This is a genomic window from Psychrobacillus sp. BL-248-WT-3, assembly GCF_012843435.1.
Classification (GTDB): Bacteria; Bacillota; Bacilli; order Bacillales_A; family Planococcaceae; genus Psychrobacillus.
In genome coordinates this window covers 21,157-42,517 of the sequence record NZ_JABAFC010000031.1, presented here as the reverse complement: position 1 = coordinate 42,517, position 21,361 = coordinate 21,157, and the positions used below count along the sequence as shown (strand labels likewise).

Annotated in this window: 23 protein-coding genes, 1 riboswitch and 1 other annotated feature; of the genes, 10 read left to right on the top strand and 13 right to left on the bottom strand. The window is 37.9% G+C overall.

Annotated features, from left to right (window positions below; all coding sequences use genetic code 11):
- The first annotated feature begins 810 nt into the window (after window positions 1-810).
- Both mreBH and HF876_RS14380 read left to right on the top strand, forming a co-directional pair.
- The gene (mreBH, locus tag HF876_RS14385; RefSeq protein WP_169360739.1) at window positions 811-1,818 is read left to right on the top strand and encodes a rod-share determining protein MreBH; all 1,008 of its coding nucleotides are present in this window, start codon (window positions 811-813) and stop codon (window positions 1,816-1,818) included.
- A 69-nt stretch (window positions 1,819-1,887) separates the two neighbouring features.
- Window positions 1,888-2,457 (top strand): beta-class carbonic anhydrase, encoded by a 570-nt coding sequence (locus HF876_RS14380; protein WP_169360738.1) that lies wholly within the window; start codon window positions 1,888-1,890, stop codon window positions 2,455-2,457.
- A gap of 174 nt (window positions 2,458-2,631) precedes the next feature.
- Here the strand turns inward: HF876_RS14380 and HF876_RS14375 are convergent, their stop codons facing one another.
- Window positions 2,632-3,174: a GNAT family N-acetyltransferase gene (locus tag HF876_RS14375; protein ID WP_169360737.1), complete on the bottom strand. Its 543-nt coding sequence runs from the start codon at window positions 3,172-3,174 to the stop codon at window positions 2,632-2,634.
- A gap of 6 nt (window positions 3,175-3,180) precedes the next feature.
- Complete coding sequence (locus tag HF876_RS14370; RefSeq protein WP_169360736.1) at window positions 3,181-4,983, bottom strand: M3 family oligoendopeptidase; 1,803 nt, start codon at window positions 4,981-4,983, stop codon at window positions 3,181-3,183.
- A gap of 158 nt (window positions 4,984-5,141) precedes the next feature.
- Here HF876_RS14370 and HF876_RS14365 point away from each other — a divergent pair, with 158 nt between their 5' ends.
- Window positions 5,142-5,870, top strand: a complete 729-nt coding sequence (locus tag HF876_RS14365; protein WP_169360735.1) for a tryptophan-rich sensory protein — start codon at window positions 5,142-5,144, stop codon at window positions 5,868-5,870.
- 20 nt (window positions 5,871-5,890) lie between these two features.
- Here the strand turns inward: HF876_RS14365 and map are convergent, their stop codons facing one another.
- Window positions 5,891-6,640: a type I methionyl aminopeptidase gene (gene map / locus HF876_RS14360; RefSeq protein ID WP_169360734.1), complete on the bottom strand. Its 750-nt coding sequence runs from the start codon at window positions 6,638-6,640 to the stop codon at window positions 5,891-5,893.
- Between the two features lie 51 nt (window positions 6,641-6,691).
- Window positions 6,692-7,270: an energy-coupled thiamine transporter ThiT gene (gene thiT, locus HF876_RS14355; RefSeq protein WP_169360733.1), complete on the bottom strand. Its 579-nt coding sequence runs from the start codon at window positions 7,268-7,270 to the stop codon at window positions 6,692-6,694.
- A gap of 62 nt (window positions 7,271-7,332) precedes the next feature.
- Window positions 7,333-7,426, bottom strand: a riboswitch (TPP riboswitch).
- Between the two features lie 100 nt (window positions 7,427-7,526).
- Here thiT and HF876_RS14350 point away from each other — a divergent pair.
- Together HF876_RS14350 and HF876_RS14345 are read left to right on the top strand one after the other, a co-directional pair.
- The gene (locus HF876_RS14350) at window positions 7,527-8,591 is read left to right on the top strand and encodes a M20 family metallopeptidase (RefSeq protein WP_169360732.1); all 1,065 of its coding nucleotides are present in this window, start codon (window positions 7,527-7,529) and stop codon (window positions 8,589-8,591) included.
- 36 nt (window positions 8,592-8,627) lie between these two features.
- Window positions 8,628-8,969, top strand: a complete 342-nt coding sequence (locus tag HF876_RS14345; RefSeq protein WP_169360731.1) for a magnetosome magnetite crystal formation protein family — start codon at window positions 8,628-8,630, stop codon at window positions 8,967-8,969.
- Window positions 8,970-9,310: 341 nt separating this feature from the next.
- Here the strand turns inward: HF876_RS14345 and HF876_RS14340 are convergent, their stop codons facing one another.
- The 6 genes from HF876_RS14340 to HF876_RS14315 all read right to left on the bottom strand — a co-directional run bounded on the left by HF876_RS14340 (window position 9,311) and on the right by HF876_RS14315 (window position 14,239).
- Window positions 9,311-10,213 (bottom strand): SGNH/GDSL hydrolase family protein, encoded by a 903-nt coding sequence (locus HF876_RS14340; protein WP_346764084.1) that lies wholly within the window; start codon window positions 10,211-10,213, stop codon window positions 9,311-9,313.
- 14 nt (window positions 10,214-10,227) lie between these two features.
- Window positions 10,228-11,457, bottom strand: coding sequence for an aminopeptidase (locus HF876_RS14335; RefSeq protein WP_169360730.1), 1,230 nt, complete (start codon window positions 11,455-11,457; stop codon window positions 10,228-10,230).
- A gap of 3 nt (window positions 11,458-11,460) precedes the next feature.
- Window positions 11,461-12,612 carry a DEAD/DEAH box helicase gene (locus HF876_RS14330; protein ID WP_169360729.1) on the bottom strand — a complete coding sequence of 384 codons (1,152 nt, stop codon included), beginning with the start codon at window positions 12,610-12,612 and terminating at the stop codon, window positions 11,461-11,463.
- A 110-nt stretch (window positions 12,613-12,722) separates the two neighbouring features.
- Window positions 12,723-12,884 (bottom strand): Fur-regulated basic protein FbpA, encoded by a 162-nt coding sequence (locus HF876_RS14325; RefSeq protein ID WP_169360728.1) that lies wholly within the window; start codon window positions 12,882-12,884, stop codon window positions 12,723-12,725.
- A gap of 56 nt (window positions 12,885-12,940) precedes the next feature.
- Entirely contained in the window at window positions 12,941-13,522 is a 582-nt protein-coding gene (locus HF876_RS14320) for a VanZ family protein (RefSeq protein ID WP_169360727.1), read from the bottom strand.
- Window positions 13,523-14,239, bottom strand: a complete 717-nt coding sequence (locus tag HF876_RS14315) for an AAA family ATPase (protein ID WP_169360726.1) — start codon at window positions 14,237-14,239, stop codon at window positions 13,523-13,525. It abuts the gene before it with no gap.
- A gap of 53 nt (window positions 14,240-14,292) precedes the next feature.
- Here HF876_RS14315 and HF876_RS19290 point away from each other — a divergent pair, with 53 nt between their 5' ends.
- The 5 genes from HF876_RS19290 (at window position 14,293) to HF876_RS18930 (ending at window position 16,808) form a co-directional block, all read left to right on the top strand.
- Window positions 14,293-14,901, top strand: a complete 609-nt coding sequence (locus HF876_RS19290) for a DUF3298 domain-containing protein (RefSeq protein WP_169360725.1) — start codon at window positions 14,293-14,295, stop codon at window positions 14,899-14,901.
- 69 nt (window positions 14,902-14,970) lie between these two features.
- On the top strand, window positions 14,971-15,756 hold the full coding sequence (locus HF876_RS14305) for an HAD family hydrolase (protein WP_169360724.1): 786 nt from the start codon (window positions 14,971-14,973) through the stop codon (window positions 15,754-15,756).
- Between the two features lie 207 nt (window positions 15,757-15,963).
- Window positions 15,964-16,461, top strand: coding sequence for a hypothetical protein (locus tag HF876_RS14300; RefSeq protein ID WP_169360723.1), 498 nt, complete (start codon window positions 15,964-15,966; stop codon window positions 16,459-16,461).
- A 73-nt stretch (window positions 16,462-16,534) separates the two neighbouring features.
- Window positions 16,535-16,693 carry a hypothetical protein gene (locus HF876_RS18935; RefSeq protein WP_240949777.1) on the top strand — a complete coding sequence of 53 codons (159 nt, stop codon included), beginning with the start codon at window positions 16,535-16,537 and terminating at the stop codon, window positions 16,691-16,693.
- Window positions 16,694-16,721: 28 nt separating this feature from the next.
- The gene (locus tag HF876_RS18930; RefSeq protein ID WP_240949779.1) at window positions 16,722-16,808 is read left to right on the top strand and encodes a hypothetical protein; all 87 of its coding nucleotides are present in this window, start codon (window positions 16,722-16,724) and stop codon (window positions 16,806-16,808) included.
- Window positions 16,809-16,939: 131 nt separating this feature from the next.
- Here the strand turns inward: HF876_RS18930 and HF876_RS14290 are convergent, their stop codons facing one another.
- The 3 genes from HF876_RS14290 to HF876_RS14280 form a co-directional block, all read right to left on the bottom strand.
- On the bottom strand, window positions 16,940-18,040 hold the full coding sequence (locus HF876_RS14290; RefSeq protein ID WP_169360722.1) for a metallophosphoesterase: 1,101 nt from the start codon (window positions 18,038-18,040) through the stop codon (window positions 16,940-16,942).
- 230 nt (window positions 18,041-18,270) lie between these two features.
- A complete protein-coding gene (serA, locus tag HF876_RS14285; RefSeq protein ID WP_169360743.1) occupies window positions 18,271-19,857 on the bottom strand; it encodes a phosphoglycerate dehydrogenase in 1,587 nt (528 codons plus the stop codon).
- Between the two features lie 31 nt (window positions 19,858-19,888).
- Complete coding sequence (locus HF876_RS14280; protein WP_169360721.1) at window positions 19,889-21,034, bottom strand: pyridoxal-phosphate-dependent aminotransferase family protein; 1,146 nt, start codon at window positions 21,032-21,034, stop codon at window positions 19,889-19,891.
- 56 nt (window positions 21,035-21,090) lie between these two features.
- Window positions 21,091-21,317: a binding site (T-box leader), on the bottom strand.
- Window positions 21,318-21,361: the final 44 nt, after the last annotated feature.

Below are 21,361 nucleotides of genomic sequence, written 5' to 3'. Positions count from 1 at the left end.
CCCCTTAACGGATAAAGTAAGTATGTGTTTAGAATAAAGATAGTAATACATTTACACAAAATATTTTACATTCCCCTTTAGGTGCGCTTTTACTTTGTTTAGGTGGCACTTCTTTACTTTTACGTGTGGTTTCCATGATTAGGCGAAAATTTCTACTTTTTAGGTATCACTCTTCTACGCTCTAGGTGCGCTTTTGCTCCGATTAGGTGTCGCTTTCTCTACTTTTACGTGCGGATACCCCTGATTAAGTGTCTCGTGTCTACCTGTACCAGGCAATTATCCGTTATACGTGCCTCCTCGCATTTTCCCATTTGCCTGTCGGGGCAGAACAGGCGCCTCCGCTTTTCTTGATGTCTAGCTCCTGCGCCTTGCCCCTCAGGGTCAAATGGGAAAATACTGCGGTGGCTGAGGAGCTGCCTCCTCGCATTTTCCCATTTGCCTGTCGGGGCAGAACAGGCGCCTCCGCTTTTCTCTGTTGTCTAGCTTCAGTGCCTTGCCCCTCGGGGTCAAATGAAGAAAATCTCCGGTGGCTGAGGAGCTGCCTCCTCGCTTTTCTTCATTTGCCTGTCGGGGCAGAACAGGCACTTACTCTTTTCTTAATGTTATTTCTTATTTTTTTCATTTCATTTTAGATAAGTTTGTATTACAAAACGAATACAAAATAGGTTTTTGTCATTATTTTTTTCCCTATAAATGCCCCTTACTACCCACAAAGTATTGAAACATACGTAAAATTCCATTATGTTACAAATGGCAATTGTGCTATTTTCCATTATAATAACGTAGAGCAAGTGAAATGGAGGAAGACATATGTTGTCAAATTCACATATCGGTATTGATTTAGGAACTGCTAATACTTTAGTTTATACAAAAAATAAGGGATTACTTATAGATGAGCCAACTGTGGTGGCAGTAAACACAAAAACAAAAGAAATAATTGCCTTTGGATCAGAGGCCAAAAAGATGATAGGTAAAACACCAACATCTATTGAAGTAGTTAGACCTCTAAAAGATGGCGTGATCGCAGACTTTGATGTTACTACCCAGTTGTTAAAACTTATTATGCAAAAAGCTAGCAAAAAACTTGGTACTTCTTTACGTAAGCCTACTGTGATTGTGTGCACACCTTCAGGAGCAACTTCTGTAGAACGCCGTGCCATCCAAGATGCGGTACGTCAAAGTGGCGCTAAAGAAGTGCAGCTAATGGAAGAACCTGTTGCCGCTGCAATTGGTGCTGGGTTGCCAGTCAATGAGCCAGTAGCAAGCATGATTGTTGATATCGGTGGAGGTACTACAGAGGTAGGGATTATCTCATACGGAGGTGTAGTCGCGTCTAGTACTGTGAAAGCTGCAGGAGATCGAATGGACGAGGCAATTATCCACTATGTACGTAAAGAGTTTAATGTGATAATTGGTGAGCCTACAGCAGAATTGATAAAAACGACTATAGGGTATGCCCTTGTTCCTCATACAGAAGAAGTAATGGAAGTGCGAGGAAGAGATGTAGTGACGGGGTTACCAAAAATAGTGAAACTATCTTCTACTCAAATACAGGGAGTTTTAAAAGAATCATTAGAGACAATTCTAGAAGCAATTCGTGCGACACTAGAAATTTGTCCTCCTGAGCTTTCAGGAGATATCGTAGACCATGGTGTTATATTGACTGGTGGCGGAGCGTTGCTAAAAGGATTAAAGGAATGGCTTAGCGGTGTAATTGAAGTACCTGTCCACCTTGCACCAGAACCATTACAGTCAGTTGTAATCGGTACAGGGAAGTCTTTCTTTATCCATGATCGCAAAAGAAACATTGCAAGATAATTTCTTTAAACAAATATTAAGTAAATTTCTTCTTTTTCGTATAAAATATATTAAGAAGGAGGAATTACTATGCCAAGTTTAAACGACATACTAACCTATAACAAATCATTTGTAGAAAACAAGCTGTATGAACCTTATGTAACTACTAAGTTTCCTGATAAGCGAATAGTTATTCTTACTTGTATGGATACACGTTTAGTAGAAATGCTTCCTAAATCAATGAATCTTAAAAACGGAGATGTAAAAATCGTTAAAAGTGCAGGGGCTGTTATTAACCATCCATTTGGTGGTATTATGCGCAGCTTGATCGTTGCAGTTTACGAGCTTCAAGCAGATGAGATTTATGTAATTGGTCACCACGATTGTGGAATGAGCTCCATTCAAACAGATAAAATTCTTGAAAAAATGACAGCTCGTGGAGTAAATCCTTCCACTTTTGATGTACTGAAAAACTCAGGTATTGAAGTGGAAGAATGGCTTGAAGGGTTTTCAGACGTGAAAGAAAGTGTCTTACATAGTGTGGAAATGATACGTAACCATCCGTTGATGATTTCTGAAATTCCAGTTCATGGACTAATTATCGATCCTCACACGGGACGACTTGATTTGGTAACAGACGGTAAAATCGACAAAAAATAATGTATTTCCCGGGAAATCGCCAATTTTTTTGAGCTTGCTTATGGTTAACGCCATGGCAAGCTCTTTTTTTGCTATTTGGTGTTAAGAGCAACCTACCTAACCTTCTGTCCACCACATAATACAAAAAACCTGTTGATAAACTAAGTTTACCAACAGACTCATTTATAGCCCCTATTATTCTCCTCTTAAAGTGGAATACATATAGTGATCTTCCCATTTCCCATTAATGAATAATAGCTTACGCAGCAATCCCTCACGAACAAACTTGTTATTCTCTAGCACTTTGATAGAGCCAAAATTTCTAGGGGATACATAAGCTTCTATTCGATTTAATTGAACGTCATTAAAGCCAAATTGCTTTACTAGTCGAACAGCCTCAGACGCAATTCCTTTACCAATTTGCTTCTGGTCAACCGAATAGCCAATTAAACCACTAGAAAACGGCATTCTTTTCAGGCTATAAAGTGAAATGCTGCCTATCAAAACATCTCGTTCATGAGAAAAAATACCAAAGCTATATTCCCTTTTTTCCTGCATGAGCATGATTGATTCACGAATCTTCTCTCTTTGGACGCTAGCAGTATAATATTCTTCTTGGTGTAATGGTTCGAAAACAGACCAGTACAACTTGTTGTCATAGACTAAATTTGCAAGAGCAGGTGCATCCTTTACATTTAAAGTCCTTAAGTAACAACTTGCTCCTTCTAGATAAATCAAGTACCGTCACCCTTTAGTGTTAGTTAATTGCAAAAACTCCTCAACATCTTGAATGCAAAGGTCAATTCCCTTCTTCCAAAACGCTTCTTTCGTTATATCCTCTTGTAAATGTTTCATCGCTAAATCCTCTACAGACATTACTGCTGTGTCCTGTAATAAAGCAATATACTTCTCCTCAAAACCAGATCCTTCTTCTTTTGCCTTTGAATATATACTTAAAGAAAATAAGTAGCCAAAGGTATAAGGGAAATTATAAAAAGGAACTCCTGTAATATAGAAGTGGAGCTTAGATGCCCAAAAATGCGGATGTACCGTGTCTAAAGCATCCCCATAGGCTTCTCTCTGTGCTACTTCCATTAGCTCGTTTAACCGGTTTGCAGAAACAATGCCGTCTTTTCGTTCCTCATAAAATCTAGTTTCAAACAAGAAGCGGGCGTGAATGTTCATAAAGAAAGCAACACTGCGTTGAATTTTATCCTCCAACAAAGCAATTTTCTCTTCTTTGGACTTTGCTTCGCGAACAGAGGCATCCGCCACTATCATTTCTGCAAAGGTAGATGCAGTTTCTGCTACTCCCATTGCATATCTCCGGTTCATCCAATGCACTGGTCTTAAAGCATATGAGTGGAATGCATGACCTAATTCATGAGCAAGTGTAGAAACATTTGACATGGAACCACTATAAGTCATAAATATACGGGATTCCTCTGATACAGGCATTCCTGTACAAAAGCCACCCGGTCTCTTATTTGGACGATCCTCTGCTTCAATCCATCCATTTTCAAAAGCATTTCTTGAAAAGGCTTCTAGCTTCGGTCCAAACTCTTTAAAATGCTTTAGGATAAATTCCGCTCCTTGTTGGAACTCCATTTTTTCGGTAGACGTACTGATAGGTGCATCTAAATTATACCAATGCATCGCTTTTTCGCCTAGCATCTCCGATTTCCTATTTAAATATTCCACAAATGGTGCTTTATTTTTAGAGATTGCTCCCCACATTGCATCCAATGTATCTTGTTTCATACGATTGATGGCAAGAGGTTCTTCTAAGACAGATTCCCAGCCTCTTTTTTTATACGTAGCCAGACGGAAGCCAGCTAAATGATTAAGCGTTTTCGCAAAAACTTCTTCTTTTTCAGTCCATACACTTTCTAACGCTTCAAAGGAATTTTTACGAATTTCAGCATTATCACTCGAGCTTAAGTTATCAGCTTGTCCTACCGAAAGTATTCTTTCTTCCCCATCGATAGTCATTTTTATATGGATGTCCCCTACAAGCATGTTATATAGTTGGCCCCATGCATCATAACCGTCTACTTCTAAGGTAGTTATTAAATCCTCTTCTTTTTCGGAAAGCATTTTACTCGCTTGCTCTCTCCATTCATTTAATATAAATTTAAATGGGGTTAATTCGTCCGTATTTAAAAGCTCTTCCCATACGGTAGATTCTGTCTTGCTAAGCGCTTGTTGTATTGTAATCATTAACGAAGATAACCTTGCATACAATGAACCAACCTCGCCTTGTAAAAGCGTCGCTTTTTTATCTGTTGTATCTTGAGCTAGATAGCAGCCAATAACTGCCCCTGCTTCTGCTAAATGGACAGCTACATCTTTTAGTTCCTCGATTATTTGCCTAATTTGGTTAGACTCTTGAGCTGAGGCTGGGACAACTATTTCCTTAACATTTATTTCAAATTTTCCTAGTTTTTCCTTAACTTTATCTAGATGCTCCCGTAATTCAGAGGAGCTGCTACCACCACGGAAAAATCGATCTAAATCCCAGACGATTGGATAATTTTGTTTTAACATCTGAATATTCCCCCTATTTTAAAAACTTTTACATTTTTCATTATATCATGAATTACTTTCCTAATTATTCATTTTTTTGTCACATAATTTCTATAATTGAATTTGTGTGCTCTTAGATTGAAAGGTATACTTATTAAATATAGAAGGAGGCGAATCTTTTGGTCAAAATAATCCTTTTGATTTGCGGTTATCTCGCAACAATCCTTGTAAATATACTTGCTAATACGTTACCTATTAATGGTCAAACGACTGGGGAAATCTCTGCTAGAATTCCAGCCCTCTTTACACCTGCTGGTTATGTATTTTCCATCTGGATTGTTATTTATATACTATTAGCATTTTGGATATGGAATATTATAAGAGAATATAGAATTGAACATAAGATTCCCTTACAAAGAGTAGTATTATTTCTAGCAACGTGCCTATTTAATATTTCTTGGATTCTACTATGGCATTATGAGCATTTTAGCTACGCTTTAATTACAATACTAGCGCTGCTTTGGTCCTTATTCCTTTTATATTTAACTTACTCAAGTAGTGAATCCAATTGGAAAAGAAGAATACCTATTTCCATTTACCTAGGATGGATTTTTGTAGCCACTATAGCAAATCTTGATTATGTTTTAACATATTATGAGTTTAGCGGCTTTGGAATAACTACTTCTTTATGGGTCGTTATATTCCTAACGTTAGCTACTGCAATTGCCTTACACTTTAGATATCATTATGATGACCGAGCAATCGTTCTAGTCTTTATATGGGCTTTCATTGGAATCGCTGTACGTCATAATGTAAACGAATTATTAATATCTGCAGCCTCCCTCTTCCTAAGCACAGTCTTAGTGGTTGGAATACTATTTATAAAAAAAACGCCAACGAAAAATTAAATTTCGTTAGCGTTTTTTATTTAATCTATTTTAGTTAAAATAATTGGTTGGTCTTTTGTAACGATCACCGTATGCTCGATTTGAGCAACTAAGGATTTATCTGGAGTGACAAATGTCCAGCCATCACCTGATTCAACGATATGTTCTGCCTTTTCGGAAATGAAAGGCTCCACTGCTAGAACCATTCCTTCTTTTAAGATTGTTGACTCCCATGCATCATAATAATTCAACACATGCTGAGGTGCTTCATGCAAGGACTTCCCAATACCGTGACCAGTAAGATTCATGATGACATGTAAACCGTTTTCTTTTGCTTCTCTTTCCACTGCCTTACCTATTTGGTTAAGACGAGAACCTGCTTTTACTTTAGTCATAGCACGATTAAATGCACTTTCTGCTACCCGACAAAGTTTTTCCTTATCCTCGTAGCCATCTCCTACTACAAACGAGATACCAGTATCTGCGAAGAAACCTTCATATGAACCGGAAACATCAATATTAACAAGGTCTCCCTCTTTAATCACTCGAGAGCCTGGAATTCCATGTGCAACCTCTTCATTTACACTTATACAAGTATACCCCGGGAAATCATACTCTCCCATTGGGCCGGAAACAGCGCCTTTATCTTTAAATAATTTACCGCCAATTTCATCAAGTTCTTTAGTAGTCACGCCTGGTTTTGTTGCTGCCTTCATTGCATCTCTTACCTCAGCTACAATGTGACCAATTTTTTTTAACATTTCTAATTCTTCATTTGTCTTTACTATCATCTTTACAAGATCCCTTCTTCACTTAGATGTATGAATATCATATCATATATCTTATGACTTCGGGAGTAATAGGCGCGGGGCTTTTACGAATAGGATCGAACAGATAAAAGCTGCAAATAGAAATACAGGTATCATATAAGTAGAATTATAAACTAATGAATATACGATAACATTTTGGCCCTCAGCAAATTCCCCAAAGAATAATATCCCCGATAATACGTGGGCTAAATAACGTAAAAATGAAGCAATTAAAGCACCCAGCACAACCGCTATTGTCATTTTCATCTTATTTTGATGTTGATATGCTTTAATATATGCTGGTCTTAATAATCCTGCAAGCCCTGCAACCATAAATGCTATAAAATAATCAATACCTACTTGCATAATTACTATTTCAAATGATAAGGGTGCTGGATAAAAGCGTCCTGTCACAACCTGCAACAGCCCTATTAAAAAGCCGGTCACTACGCCTGCCACTATGCCTCGACGAAAGGCAATTAATATGATTGGAACGAGAACAAATGTAACACTGCCTCCCTGTGGCATACCAAAACCAATTAAATCTAATACATAGCCTAATGCTGCAAAAATAGCAATCTCTACGAGTAACACAACACGTTGATTTCTCATTGTAATCCCCTTTTTTGACCACAAAAAAACGCCGAAGGGACAGAGCCAGACATCGCGCGATTGCCAGTTTCCATCCACATCCCTACGCAAGTATGAACTTACAGGTTCTAAGGGTACTATCTCAGCCGCTTTGTAGCGACGCCCCTTGTGGTTTCGAATTTATTTTATTTGAGTTCATTGTAGCCGATAGGTGTTTAGAATGCAACCCCGATTGGTATTATATAATAATACAAATTTATTATTAGGGGTGTAATAATTGATTAATTTACTAACAGATCTAATTAAAATAAAGAGTGATAATTTGGAAGGTGCAAATGAGGCACTGCAATACTGTAAGAATTGGCTAGAAAAAAGAGGCGTTAAAACAAAAACGTATGAGCTAAACAACAAACAAATGCTTGTAGCTGAAATTGGAACAGGTGAAGAAACAATCATATGGAACGGACATATAGACGTAGTTCCAGGGAACCCAGAGCAATTTGAACCGAAAATTGTAGAAGACCGACTATATGGGCGTGGCTCAGCTGATATGAAGGCTGGTGTTGCTGCAATGATGGAAGCTTTCGCGGTTCTTTCAGAAAAACAAGATTTACTTACCAAAAAAGTACAGCTACACATAGCTACCGATGAAGAAACAGGAGGAAAAACATCCAAGCACTTAGTTGAACAAGGTTATCATGGTGATTTTGTTATTTGCGGTGAGCCAACTCATGTTAACATCGGACTCCAAGCAAAAGGTATTTTACAATGGGATGTTCACCTAAAAGGTAAATCTGCTCATGGCAGCCGTCCGTGGGAAGGAGTAAATGCAATTGAAAAAGCCATGTTATTTGACCAAGACTTAAGAAAATGCTCGTTCATGCAGGCTAGTAATGAATATTATGAATATCCTTCTCTAAATTTGGCAAAAATAGAAGGAGGAGACCGATATAATATGGTACCAGACGAATGTATCATAAGTTATTCTTTAAGATTTGTTCCTGGACAAGACGTCGAGGAAATCTCCAAAGAGTTAAGAAGCCTTTTAGAGAAATACCCTGGCAGTGAAATACATTTCCAAGGTCATACTCCAGCTATCACTAATAAAGAAGATGATAAGTATATCCAGAAGCTTTTAGCTACTTGTAACGCTATCAGACAAACCCCAACTACCCTATTCGGACAGCATGGTGCTGCAGATACTCGTTATTATGCAGCGAAGGGTGCGGTAGCCATAGAGTTCGGGCCAAGCGGCTCTGATTGGCACGGGGATCAGGAATCGGTTTCTATTTCATCCGTTGAGGAATATAAAGACATACTTGTTAAGTTTGTCTTAGACTAATTAAAAAAGTAGCGAGAATATGTGAGGAGACCATGTATGGATACCAATAAAATTTTAAGTGCATCAACCTATTTTTCTATTTTATTTGCTCCCTTTATTCTTCCAATAATTGTTTACTTCCTTACGACAGATAAAGGGGTAAAATACCATGCAAAAAGGTCTTTAATCTCACATATTATTCCTACTATTTTCTTTGTGTTTCTTATGTTAGCAGTATTTGCAAACTTTTCCCCACTTAGTTATTCAGGCGACACAACAAACATGTGGTCTAGCATGACTACAGCATTAATTTTTATAGGCTTATATACGTTGATTAATATAGTTCTGTTCATTTGGAACATTGTCCAGGGAATCAAGGTATTACGTCATGATGTTTAATTGCTTCTAAAATGGGAATAAGATAAGTATAGAAAAGCAAGGAGCGGATTGATTATGAAAGTAGGCAGATTAGTTAAGTCAGCTATTAAATGGGCACCAGTAGTATATCCAATTGTTCGTAAAGTCTTAAAATCGAAAAAAACAGTAAAGCGCTGAACTTTTTACGCTAAAGCTATATAAAAGAAATTAAAGACTAAAGACAAACTCAAAGATCTTTCAGTTTGTCTTTAGTCTTTTACTATTTGCTAAAAAAGAACCCCCAATTTTATGAACCATAAAATTGGGGGTTCTTGAAGTTCTCAGCTAAGTTGATTGCTCATAACCCTTTTGAGCAATGTGTTTTATGATAAAATACGTTGCAAGACCATAGCTATATAATTACCGTTTGTAAACGATAGATAGCGATTAATTGGCAGTGCATTTGCTTGCGTTTGCGTTGAACCATTATTACTTTGGTTTCTATTTTCTATAAGCTCTTCAAAGGTTAACGGATTAGGCTTAGGCAATTCGTGCTCATACACAAGCATACGGGAGTTGTACTTACTAAAGAATGAGTTAGCCATTTGACGGTAGCCTTCTAGTGTAGGATGAACATCACCAACACTTGGTACTAATTTTTTTTCTTTCCCATCGAATGACTCTTCCACTGAGATATAAGTTGCTCCATTTTGCTCTGCTACAGTTTGTAGAATCGTATGTAGCTTATCTAACTCTTTGCCGACACCTTCTTTTTGAGACTCATGCACATGAGGATATGCAAAATAGTATCCCATCACATATATTTTAGCCTTGGGTGCAGTAGCTTGAACTTCTTTTATGATTTCTTGCATATTTTTTCTAACATTATTTAGTGCAAAATTGGCGGAAACTTGCGAGTAAGCGACCATCCCACTTGCAGGCTTAACCTGAACTAGCCTTAACAAATCGTTAGCCCCTGCAGAGATAGTAACAAGTGTGGCATTTGCCAGAAGATCCTTCGCTTCAGTTGACTGAACGGTTTTCAAGACATCACTAGTTGTATATCCTGGAAATGCTAGTGCTTTAGAGTAGAATCCAAGCAGATTGGCCCTCTTCAACTCTTGTGAAATTAAGTCGGTATATCCTGCATCAATTGCCATATTTGGTGTTTGACCCGCGGCAAGTGAATCACCTAAAGGAATATAAACCTCTGGCGACTTTGCCTCTACTGAATACACAGGAGATAAAATTAAAAGAATCATAAGTAAACTTATCCATCTTTTCACTGAAGATCAGCTCCTTAAAATGCCCATGCACCTTTAATAAAGATTGGTTCCTTCGTTCCATCTGCTAATTCGCCTGTTATATCCATACCTGCGCTTCCAATCATAAAGTCCTCATGGACGATAGAAGTGTTAATACCCATTTTTTCTAATTCCTCTGCTGTTAAACCTCTAGCTCCCTCTACACAAGTCGGGTATGCTTCTCCGATAGCAAAGTGATTTGAGGCATTTTCATCAAACAAAGTGTTGAAAAACAATACATTAGATGCTGAAATAGGAGATTCATGTGGTACCAATGCGATTTCACCTAAATATTTTGCGCCCTCATCCGTTTGAATCAGCTCTTGCAGAAGCTTCTCACCAGAAGCTGCCTGAACCTTAACAATCTCACCATCTTTAAATGTCAATTTGAAGCCATCAATCACGTTCCCTTGGTAGACAAAAGGCTTAGTATTGCTTACAAAACCGTTCACACCAGTTTTGAGTGGCGCAGTGTAAACCTCCTCAGTAGGCATATTAGCGATAAATGGTACTGCTTGAGCGTTTTTACTAGCTCCAGATTGCCAGATGTGTTCTTTTGGCAATTCCACTTCAATATCTGTACCTTCTGCCTTGTAATGCAGTTTTTTATATCTTTTCTCATTCAATAATGTTGCACGTGACTCTAAATTGTTAATATGCTCCTGCCATTGCTGAACCGCAGTTCCTTTTCCAATGCGCACTACTTTGAAAATAAGCTCCCATAATGCATCCATTTGTTCTGTTTCGTCTAGGTTAGGAAATACCTTTGCTGCCCATTTTTTAGAAGGCATTGCTACAATCGACCAAGTGATCACATCATTCATTACAGCCTTGCGGTAATTTTCTAATGCCTTACCTGAAGCCTTTTGATAGTTCGAAATACGATCTATAGCCACTCCCTCTAGCAAATCTGGATTATCTGCATCAATCCATAACAAGGCACCTTTTTTTTCAATTAATTCATCTCGCTGCGCAACCACCCATTTTGGTACTTCATGAAATGCTTCATCAGGTGCCATATCATAAAACAATCTAGCATTTACTTCATCTGTATAATTGACCTCAACCCTTTTTGCTCCTGCTTCATATGCCTTTTTAACAATAAGTCTGGTAAAATCAATCGTATCTGTAGTGGTATTAATTAAAAGCGGTTGTCCCTTTTGAATGTTCAAGCCAACCTTAACTACTAACTCAGCATATTCCTCAAGATTTTGTTGGAACCCCATTACTTACTTCCCCTTTTTATCGATCGTTTTGGATGAACCTTCTATTAATTCACCACGATACCATATTTTTTGAACGGCTTTACCCGGAATCTCTTTTGTCCATTTTTTATAGGTTTTTTCATCGTTATATGATAAAAGTGTTAAAACTTCTCCATTTTTGCCTGCTCGTCCCGTACGTCCTGAACGATGTAGATACTGCTCAATAGAATGTGGAACATCTACATGAATGACGTGTGTAAGTCCAGAAATATCTAATCCTCTAGCTGCAACATCCGTCGCTATTAAGATACTCACTTTACCATTTTTAAAATCATCTAATGCTTTTTTACGTTCCTCTTTTTTCATTTCCGAATGCAAGGAAACGATAGGTGCATCTCTGTAGGAGAGCTTATAATCCTTCATTAGCAGCTGATCTAAGCTGTTCACAAATGCTAGCCCTCTCATGCCTGGTAAGTGAGACAGCTTTCTTAAAAGCTCTGTTTTGTCTCTCGTTTCTGTTTTAACAAAGCTATGGATGACTTCGCCTTTAGCTGGCACTTCCTCAGCTGTCACATGGATTCGGACAGGGTCCTTCATCATACGCTCTGCAACTAGCTCTATTTCCTCCGTGATTGTAGCTGATGTTACGACAAGCTGTCTTTCAACAGTTGCATCTATTAAACCCTTTACAGTTGTACGATGTTCTCTGCTTAGGAGCTGGTCTCCTTCGTCTAATACGATGGTATTAATTTCATGCATTTTCAGCTTTTTCACTTTGACAAGCTCCTGCAGCCTACCTGGTGTCCCAACTACAATATTTGGCTTTTTCTTTAATCCTTCAATTTGACGATTAATATTCGCTCCACCGATTAATTGAGCTACAGAGACACCCGTTCCTGTAGACCATTCTCTAAATACCTCTACAATTTGCATCCCTAATTCTTGTGAAGGGACTACGACTAGCGCTTGTATCTGTTTCTTAGAAGGATCAACCTTTTGTAGTAAAGGAAGAACGTAAGCCAATGTCTTACCTGTTCCTGTTGGGGACTCTGCTACTATATCTGAACCGTTAAGCATATGCGGGATTAGTTGGGTTTGGATAGGCATTTCAAATGCAAATTCAGCCTCTGCCCATTTTTTTTGTAATGTTTCATTTAAATTCTGTATAACTGTCAAGTTTTTCTCCACCTCATCTGTGTTTGAATCAAGTGTACCACATTTTTATTATCGACCATTAGCCATATAAGTAGATTAATGCAATTAAAAAAAGTGCCTTTTAATAGGCACTAATTTGTTTGTTTCTCATCATTTATATATTGCTTCATTAATTGATAAAAATTCAGTTCATATAATTGTTTTCCATCAATTTTAAAAACACCTTTGTTTACTAAATCCTCTATAATATTGTCTCTTCTTTTTTCTGTTTGTGTGTCCTTCTGTATCATCATTCTTGATGTCTCCTTGCTTTATACTGTCCGATTCATATTTACCCAAACCGGAACCATTATAAACTCGTAGGTTGATTTTTTTTGAACACCCTACAAAAAGCAGGAAATTTCCTTTTAATAATTAGATAAAAGATATAACCTACTAGTGCTCCTAAGCTATTTAACCAAAGGTCATCTACATCACTACTTCTATTTTGTGGAATCTGTACGATTTCTATAAATAGCGAAATAAAGAAGCCAATGAGTACAGGAAAGGGGAAAATCTCCATACGCCTAAAAAGAAGTGGAAAAAGAAAGCCTATTGGTACAAACAAAACTATATTGCCAAGGAAGTTAATATAAAAGGGTTCCCAATACCCTAAGTAAATAATAGCGTTCCAAGTTTCCTCTATTACTCGAAATAATTCTAAGTTAATACTATGCACATATGCTTGCTCCTCTTCAGGCTTAGGAACAATTGTCTGCGAAAATAATCCCACTAATACTGCAATTAGAAATAGCACGCCCAGCTCATATAACCCTTCCCTTAAATGAAAACCTCGTCGTTTCCATCGAATGAGCCGCCAAATAATAAGGACCGGTAAAAAAATCATAATAGCATAAAGCATCTCATCTAAATAATCTATAATCACTGGCATCTAATCACCTTCCAATAACTCTTTTAAAAATTTCTCCCGGTGATCTAGAAAATATTTAGTTGTTTGATAATGTGCTGTTTGTTCATATTCGACTTCTTCAATATGTCCAGCATCAAAGCTATAAATTGTTGCCTCTGGAAAGCCTAAAATAATAGGAGAATGTGTAGCTATGATAAATTGGCAATCCTCTTCTTGTATTAAGTCATGCATTATCTTTAAAAAGGCCAACTGTCTTTGAGGGGAAAGTGCTGCTTCTGGCTCGTCCAATAAATAAATAGCTCTTCCATTAAAACGATGTAAAAATAAGGATAGAAATGATTCACCATGTGATTGTTCATGAAGTGATTTCCCTCCATAGGATCCAATACTTCCACTTTCCATCACATGAGAAGCAAATTGGTAGAATGTCTCTGCACGTAAAAAGAAGCCGTTCGTCGCCTTTGGCATCCAAGAGAGCTTCAAATGTTTTCCTAATGCACTCTCTGCAGCATCTACCTCATAGTAGTTGTTTCGGCCACCACCTGCTGTATTAAACTCACATTGATCTGCAATTGCTTCTAATAGAGTCGATTTTCCTGTGCCATTTTCACCTACAAAGAAGGTGACGCTATTGGTCAATTCAAGTTCCCTAAAATTCTGGATTGTAGGTATAGTAAATGGATATTCATCCTTTGATATTTCTTGATCCGTTCTAATCATTATTCTTTTTAAAAACATATGAAACTCCTTTCATTCATATAATTACTATTATGTTTGAAAGGTTGTGAACAGTGGATTTTCCAGTTTGCGTTACAAACAAAAACATTACCCATTCAAAACCTAACATTTCTGTTAATTATCCTCATATTACTAACTTACCTCATTCTTTAACAGAAAAAAAGATTAATGGAGATATTGTTTCTCTTTTAAATAACCTCCTTATTGAACAGGGCTTTTACAATGAATCATTAGTGGAGATGGTAGGAACTTATGAAATTAAGACAAACGAGCGAAATATTTTAAGCTTAAGCCTTACCGTTTATTCCTTTACAGGCGGTGCTCATGGTTTAACTATTACTAAGTCCCTAACCTTCGATGTTATGACTGGAAAGCAATATTCATTAAAGGACTTGTTTAACCCAAATAGTAATTATGTAGAGAAGCTATCTCAAATTATTTCGATGAAAATAGAAGCTTGGGAGGTTCCTCTTTTGGAGGATTTTACTACTATCAGACCAGACCAGGATTACTATCTGGCCGATCATACTATCGTCATTTATTTTCAACTCTACGAGATTACCCCTTATGTATATGGATTTCCTTACTTTCCGATTCCTATTAAATCAATAGAAGATATTATTCGTACAGATGGCCCGCTCAATACATTATTAACATTTTAGCTAACGCTAGTGACATATCTCCCTTTACTGAGGTAAAGTAATAAGTAAGTTAGTGGAGGGGGTACATAGATGAAGAAAAAAGCTGTATTTTTTGATTTGGACGACACCTTACTATGGGACAAGAAAAGCGTAGAAACGGCTTTTCAGAAAACCTGTGATTATGCTGCTGCAAAGGCTAGCGTAAATTCCAAAGAGCTCGAAAAATCCGTTCGTGACTCGGCAAGCCAGTTATATGATTCATATGAAACACGTCCATTCACCCAAATGATTGGTATTAATCCTTTTGAGGGACTATGGGGCACATTTGATGATCCAGGAGAAGATTTTCAAAAGATGAAGCTACTAATCGCTGACTATCAACAACATGCATGGACACAAGGCTTACAAAAGCTTGGCGTCGAGGACGAGACCCTTGGAAAGGAACTAGCAAGTTATTTTCCACGTATGCGCAAGGAAAGTCCTTTTGTATATGAAGAAACATTTGAAGTACTAGACAAATTAAAGAATAACTATACGCTACTACTAATGACAAATGGCTCACCAAGCCTGCAAAACACAAAGCTTGAAATTACTCCAGAAATTTCACCATACTTTGATCATATTATAATCTCTGGGGCATTCGGAAAAGGAAAACCAGATCCATCTATTTTTGAGCATGCCCTTGAGCTTGTTTCAGTTAGCAAGGAAGAAGTATTAATGGTTGGAGACAATTTAATGACCGATATCCTTGGAGCATCTCGTGCGGGTATTCAATCCGTATGGATCAATCGAGAAGCTAAGCCGGTATCGGAGGAAATTCAGCCTACGTATACTATTAAAAGTTTACATGATCTACTTAATATATTAGAACAATAATTATATAATTTTAAATTAGGCAAGAATGCTGTTAAATCAGCACTCTTGCCTTTTAACAGTTTGCTTATATAACGCTACTACAAAAAAATTATTTCAGAATACTCCACTCGTTTATTTTCAGGTAAACCTTTGAATTGGATATTTATGTTAAAATAAGAATTATGGTCATAAAAAGAGTATATCCTCGAAAAGGAGACGGGTATTATTTTGAAGAAGATAGTTGGAGCTGTAGTACTTACTTTTACATTGCCAATCGTTGCATTTGTAATATTTATTTATTATGTTTTATACACTTGGGAAATGGAAAACCAAGGAGAGTTTAGAGATTATGATAAAGGAGTTACTATAGAGGTTAATAATTTGAGTAATCAAGATCTATCTAATTTAATTTTTTCATATAGTGCCACTTACGGAGGCTTTGATGAGGTCGGGACGATAAAAAGTCTTAAAGCTGGAGAGTCAGCCCAAATTACTGGAAGCAGCAAAGAGATTAAATCAAGTGATACAAGTTTATATTTACATTATTACATTGATAACGGTGGAAAAGCGGAAGAGAGTTTAGCTTATTATAAAACAAGAGAACCATCAAAAGCAGTAGTTGTTTTAACGATACATGAAGTAGAACCCATTGGATTTTTAAAGTTCGAATTTAGTGGATACGATGGCTGGTCGCGATATGGTCCCATTAAAGTTAACTATGAATAAATAAAGTTAAGATGAAATTTTTCAAGTAAAAATCTTAGGTATGTTGCTGAAAAACTTCACAGGAGGTAATGAAATGGATGCTTTGATGTTAGAAGGATGGACTCCTATATTGCTTAGCGGAATTGTGTTTGCAATTGGGATGTTTATAACATCTCGTAAAGTTTCAAGAAAATCTTTATTTTCCACTTCTACTGTACTAAGTATGATTTGCATTGGGGGTAATTATTTTTAGCGTAATTGGAGTTGGTGGTTGGGAAGGCATGGGAATCGGATTATTTACAATTAGTATATTAATAGGAATATGGGTAGGTACTGGTATTGGATTTATTTCAGGGAGTTCAAATTAATAAAGTAGAATTTATTCTCCTCCCTCTTTTGTGAGGTGAGCAATAAGCCTTCCCCATCGTTTACGTCGATGGCTCTCTACTTATTGCCCCTTCTATTTGGAATGTCACGTTGAAGCTTGGAACGGTTCCCTTTATTCAAACTCGATTTGTATCATCACAATCTCTGAGCGTGTACCAATCCGAATCGGCGGACCCCAAAAGCCAAAACCGGATGTCACAACAGAATGCATCGTTTCCTTTTGCAGATAACCCCAATCATTTTCATAAATAGCACCAGTAATTAAATTGCCTGGGAAGACTTGTCCCCCATGCGTATGACCTGACACCATCAAGTCAATGCCTTGCTGCTGTGCTATATCAAGCTCATATGGCTGGTGATCCAATAAAATAGTTGGATTTGAAAGGTTCACATCATTCATCAGTGAATCTAAAGGTAACCTGTCCTTGTCGATGCGGTCTTTTCGGCCAATGAGCGTAAATTTTCCTTGAACCTCTACTATATCATCGTAAAGTATATTGATTCCGCTGTTCTCCAATGCATCTATTATTTCTTGCATGGTACCGTCATGCCTATCATGGTTGCCGAGAGAAGCATAAACCCCATAAGGTGCATGAAGCTTAGATAATATCTGATCTATTCTCTGATCAAGAAATGGTTGAATATCATCATCAAAGAGATCACCAGGTAGTAAGATTATATCTGGATTGAGTGCATTGATTTCCTTAACTAACCGCTCAGCGTGACTTTTACCAGACAGCAAACCAAAGTGTGTATCTGCTGCCAATGCAATATGAAGACCATCCAGATTTGAGGAGCCTTTAGCTATCTTAATATCATAGCTACGAACAATGGGACTGTATGCGTTATATGTGCCGTATGCAAGAAAAAAAACAACTAGACCCAAGGTGACGAAACCAGCCCACTTTTGTGTACTGTGTCTCGGTAGCCTGGTATAACGTAATAGGATAACTGTTATATGAGCAAGAGGAACTAATAGCAACAGTAAATAAAAGCAGGCCATCCAGTAAGCACCCACAATATTTATAAAGGTGATTCCCGATGTAAAACCGACAATTAAAGAGCTGGCTGCCAGTACTACGATGAAGCTGTAAAGTAATTTGAAGCGGCGACTTGACGATTCCGGACGGAGCCAGCGATATCCCCGCCAGCCAATATAATAGACGAGACCGCCATAAAGCAGCAATGTGATGATGATAATTAGGATGACCATATGTATGAGCTAGACTCCTTTTTATTATGTCAGATTTAGAACTTATCTCCTCTATGAAATAGAGTATCTACCCAAGAAGGCAAGTTTAATATTCCTTGTGAGAAAGTTAGTTTGAGGCAGACCTTCAACACGTATAATAATTTTAACATAAATATCCAATAAAAAATCACCTCTTTAGAAGACCTCGAGAGATGATTTTTCAATTTTAAACTAAGCTTTTAAATTTTCACTTATAAATCTATAGGTGTTGCATCGAATATATCTGCTAGTCCTTTTAGTTTCTCAATGCCTTTACCCTCTATATGCTTGTCGATTGTAAGCATCATGATTGCATCACCGCCTACTTCAGAACGTCCCACCTGCATCGTTGCAATATTCACGCCTTCCTCTGCAAGCAGCATACCTACACGCCCAATTGCACCTGGCTGGTCTTTATGGCGAATAAATAGTAAATATCCGTTAGGGACCACATCTACGATAAAGTCATCCACTCGAACGATTCGTCCGCCCAGTCCATTCAATAATGTCCCAGACACTTTTCGTGATTCAGTAGCAGTTTTTACTTCCACTGTAATTAGACTTGTAAATCCTTTAGAGTTTGTCGTTTTTAATTCATTAATAGAAATGCCAAGACGATCAGCAAGGAATTTTGCGTTCACATCGTTTACAGACTCGCCTAACTTGCTTTTTAGGAAGCCCTTAACTGCGTTTCGAGATAATGGGCGTGTATCAAAATTAGAAAGCTCGCCAGCGTAGGTAATATTTATTTCTTCTGGAGGTCCCTCCACTAAATCGCTCAAGAAGGATCCAAGCTGTTCGACCAGGTTGAAATATGGTTCAATTTTTGCCAATATGTCCTTCGGTACTGAAGAAAGGTTAACTGGATTTTTTACGACTCCTTCTGTTAAAAAGCTCACTACATCGAATGACACGTCAATCGCTACTATTTCTTGTGCTTCTACTGTGCTAGCCCCTAAATGTGGGGTAGCAATAACCTGTGGCAATGTTAACAGCTTATGCTCTACGAATGGTTCTTCTTCAAACACATCTAGTGCTGCCCCAGCCACCTTGCCCGAAACAATTGCATCATATAAAGCATCCTCATCGATAATTCCGCCGCGGGCACAGTTAATGATTTGTACACCGTCCTTCATTTTTTCAAATGCGTCCTTATTAATTAAGTGGCGTGTTTCTTTAAGTAAAGGAGTATGTATAGTGATGAAATCTGCTGCTTTAATAACATCCTCCACTGTACCAAATTGTACTCCAAGCTTCTCTGCTTTTTCAGGAGTTAAGAAAGGATCGTATGCAATTACGTTCATTCGTTGACCCTTTGCACGAACTGCAACCTCTTGACCGATTCGACCAAATCCAACGACACCCAATGTTTTATTCTTTACCTCTACTCCAATATACGTTTTGCGATCCCATTTTTTATTTTTTAAGGAATGGAATGCTTGCGGAATTTTTCGAGCAAGCGACATTAACATTGCAATAGTATGCTCAGCAGCAGAGTTGGTGTTGCCATCCGGTGCATTAACAACAATGATTCCACGCTCTGTTGCTGCAGGAAGATCGATATTATCTACTCCAACTCCAGCTCTGCCTATAATTTTTAGGTTCGTTGCCTTTTCAATAATTTCCCGAGTAACCTGAGTTTGACTTCGCACAAGCAAAGCATCGAATTCTCCAATTTTTTCTGCCAGCTGATCAGGGGTTAGATCTGTATCTACTACTATATTAAATCCCTCTGCCTCCCTTAAAGGGAAAATACCATCCTCGCTAAGTGGGTCGCTAATTAGTATATTGTAAGTCATCATTCATCTGCTCCTTCTCATTAAGTTTTACTTATGCTAAATAAACTCGTTGCGCCGCTGCTGTTCCTTTTCCAAGCTCAATATCCTTACCTAGTTTTTTTAGAGCTATCTCTATCGCACTAATGATCTGCAGCTGATCTGCTGGAGAGCAATAGCCCATATGCCCAATTCGGAAGATTTTGCCCGTTAAATGCTGCTGGCCGCCTGCTATGGATATCGCGAATTCATTCTTCAGAATCTTACGGAACTCTTCTGCATCAAAATCCTCTGGCTGAACAGCCGTAACAGTTGGGGAAGCATCCTCATCTGTTGTCAGTAATGGAATGTCTAGTGCTTTAAACGCTGCACGAGTCATATTTTTCATTAGCTCATGGCGAGCATATACGTTTTCAAGACCTTCTGTCTCCAATAAGTTCAGCACCTGCTCAAGTCCAAATAATAATGATAAGGCGGGAGTAAACGGTGTAGTATCTTTTAGTAAATTATCTCTATATTTTTTTAGGTTCAAATAAAATCTAGGCTGATCGTTTTCTTCGATCACTTTCCAAGCTTTTGCACTAGCAGCGACGAACGTTAAACCTGCAGGAAGCATGAATGCCTTCTGAGAACCAGTGACCATTACATCGATTCCCCACTCATCCATTTTTGTTTCTACTCCTGCCACACATGAAACTCCATCTACTACGATTAAAGCCTCTGACACCTCTTGTACGGCTAAAGCTAGCTGATCAATTGGATTTAAAACTCCAGTGGATGTCTCACAATAAGTAGAAAATACTGCTTTTACTTGTGGATGCTTTACTAGAAATGCCTTAACTTCTTGTGGATCTAATGCCTTGCCCCATTCAGTACTTAATACGTGTGTTTTAATATGATAGGCCTCACAAATCTTAGTGAAACGATCTCCAAACGCACCTGTTACTACAACAAGCACTTCTTCCCCTGGCTTTACGACATTCACAACTGCCGTTTCTAAACCTGCAGTCCCACTCCCAGCAATAATGGCAACCTCTTGGTCTGTACCAAACACTTTCTTCAAACCAGGGGTAATACGCTTAAGCATATCTGAGGTTTCTTTTCCTCTATGACCAATCATTGATTGATTCATCGCTCGTTGCACACTCGGTGGAATTGGACTTGGTCCTGGAATACGTAAAATGGTTTGATCTTGAAGCATACAAATCTCCTCCTTATTTTGGAAAAACAAAAAAGCCCTTCGTCCCCTACATTAATGTAAGGGGCGAAGAGCTAAAATAACTCACGCGGTACCACCCAAATTTACTGCAAACATACTGCAGCCTCTTAAGTCATATGCTTAACGCGCATTCACGGATGAGCCTACTGACTTCAGCCCACCGATTCAAGAGTGCTACCTCACATACGAAACCACTGATTTGCACCAACCATCAGCTCTCTGTAGATTTACAAAATGTAAAGCTTATCTCTGTCAAAATCGTTTATCACTTATTGAATTATCCCTATCATACGCAGGATATTTTTAGTT

Bases quoted from the DNA above. Each gene is read 5' to 3' on its own strand.
- thiT (WP_169360733.1), bottom strand. From the start codon at position 7,270: ATGAGAAATCAACGTGTTGTGTTACTCGTAGAGATTGCTATTTTTGCA.
- HF876_RS14325 (WP_169360728.1), bottom strand. From the start codon at position 12,884: ATGATGATACAGAAGGACACACAAACAGAAAAAAGAAGAGACAATATT.
- HF876_RS14335 (WP_169360730.1), bottom strand. From the start codon at position 11,457: ATGGGGTTCCAACAAAATCTTGAGGAATATGCTGAGTTAGTAGTTAAG.
- HF876_RS18930 (WP_240949779.1), top strand. From the start codon at position 16,722: ATGGGAATCGGATTATTTACAATTAGTATATTAATAGGAATATGGGTA.
- HF876_RS14345 (WP_169360731.1), top strand. From the start codon at position 8,628: ATGGATACCAATAAAATTTTAAGTGCATCAACCTATTTTTCTATTTTA.
- mreBH (WP_169360739.1), top strand. From the start codon at position 811: ATGTTGTCAAATTCACATATCGGTATTGATTTAGGAACTGCTAATACT.
- HF876_RS14280 (WP_169360721.1), bottom strand. From the start codon at position 21,034: ATGCTTCAAGATCAAACCATTTTACGTATTCCAGGACCAAGTCCAATT.
- serA (WP_169360743.1), bottom strand. From the start codon at position 19,857: ATGACTTACAATATACTAATTAGCGACCCACTTAGCGAGGATGGTATT.
- HF876_RS14315 (WP_169360726.1), bottom strand. From the start codon at position 14,239: ATGTTTTTAAAAAGAATAATGATTAGAACGGATCAAGAAATATCAAAG.
- HF876_RS14320 (WP_169360727.1), bottom strand. From the start codon at position 13,522: ATGCCAGTGATTATAGATTATTTAGATGAGATGCTTTATGCTATTATG.
- HF876_RS18935 (WP_240949777.1), top strand. From the start codon at position 16,535: ATGGATGCTTTGATGTTAGAAGGATGGACTCCTATATTGCTTAGCGGA.
- HF876_RS14305 (WP_169360724.1), top strand. From the start codon at position 14,971: ATGAAGAAAAAAGCTGTATTTTTTGATTTGGACGACACCTTACTATGG.
- HF876_RS14370 (WP_169360736.1), bottom strand. From the start codon at position 4,983: ATGTTAAAACAAAATTATCCAATCGTCTGGGATTTAGATCGATTTTTC.
- map (WP_169360734.1), bottom strand. From the start codon at position 6,640: ATGATAGTAAAGACAAATGAAGAATTAGAAATGTTAAAAAAAATTGGT.
- HF876_RS14380 (WP_169360738.1), top strand. From the start codon at position 1,888: ATGCCAAGTTTAAACGACATACTAACCTATAACAAATCATTTGTAGAA.
- HF876_RS14290 (WP_169360722.1), bottom strand. From the start codon at position 18,040: ATGGTCATCCTAATTATCATCATCACATTGCTGCTTTATGGCGGTCTC.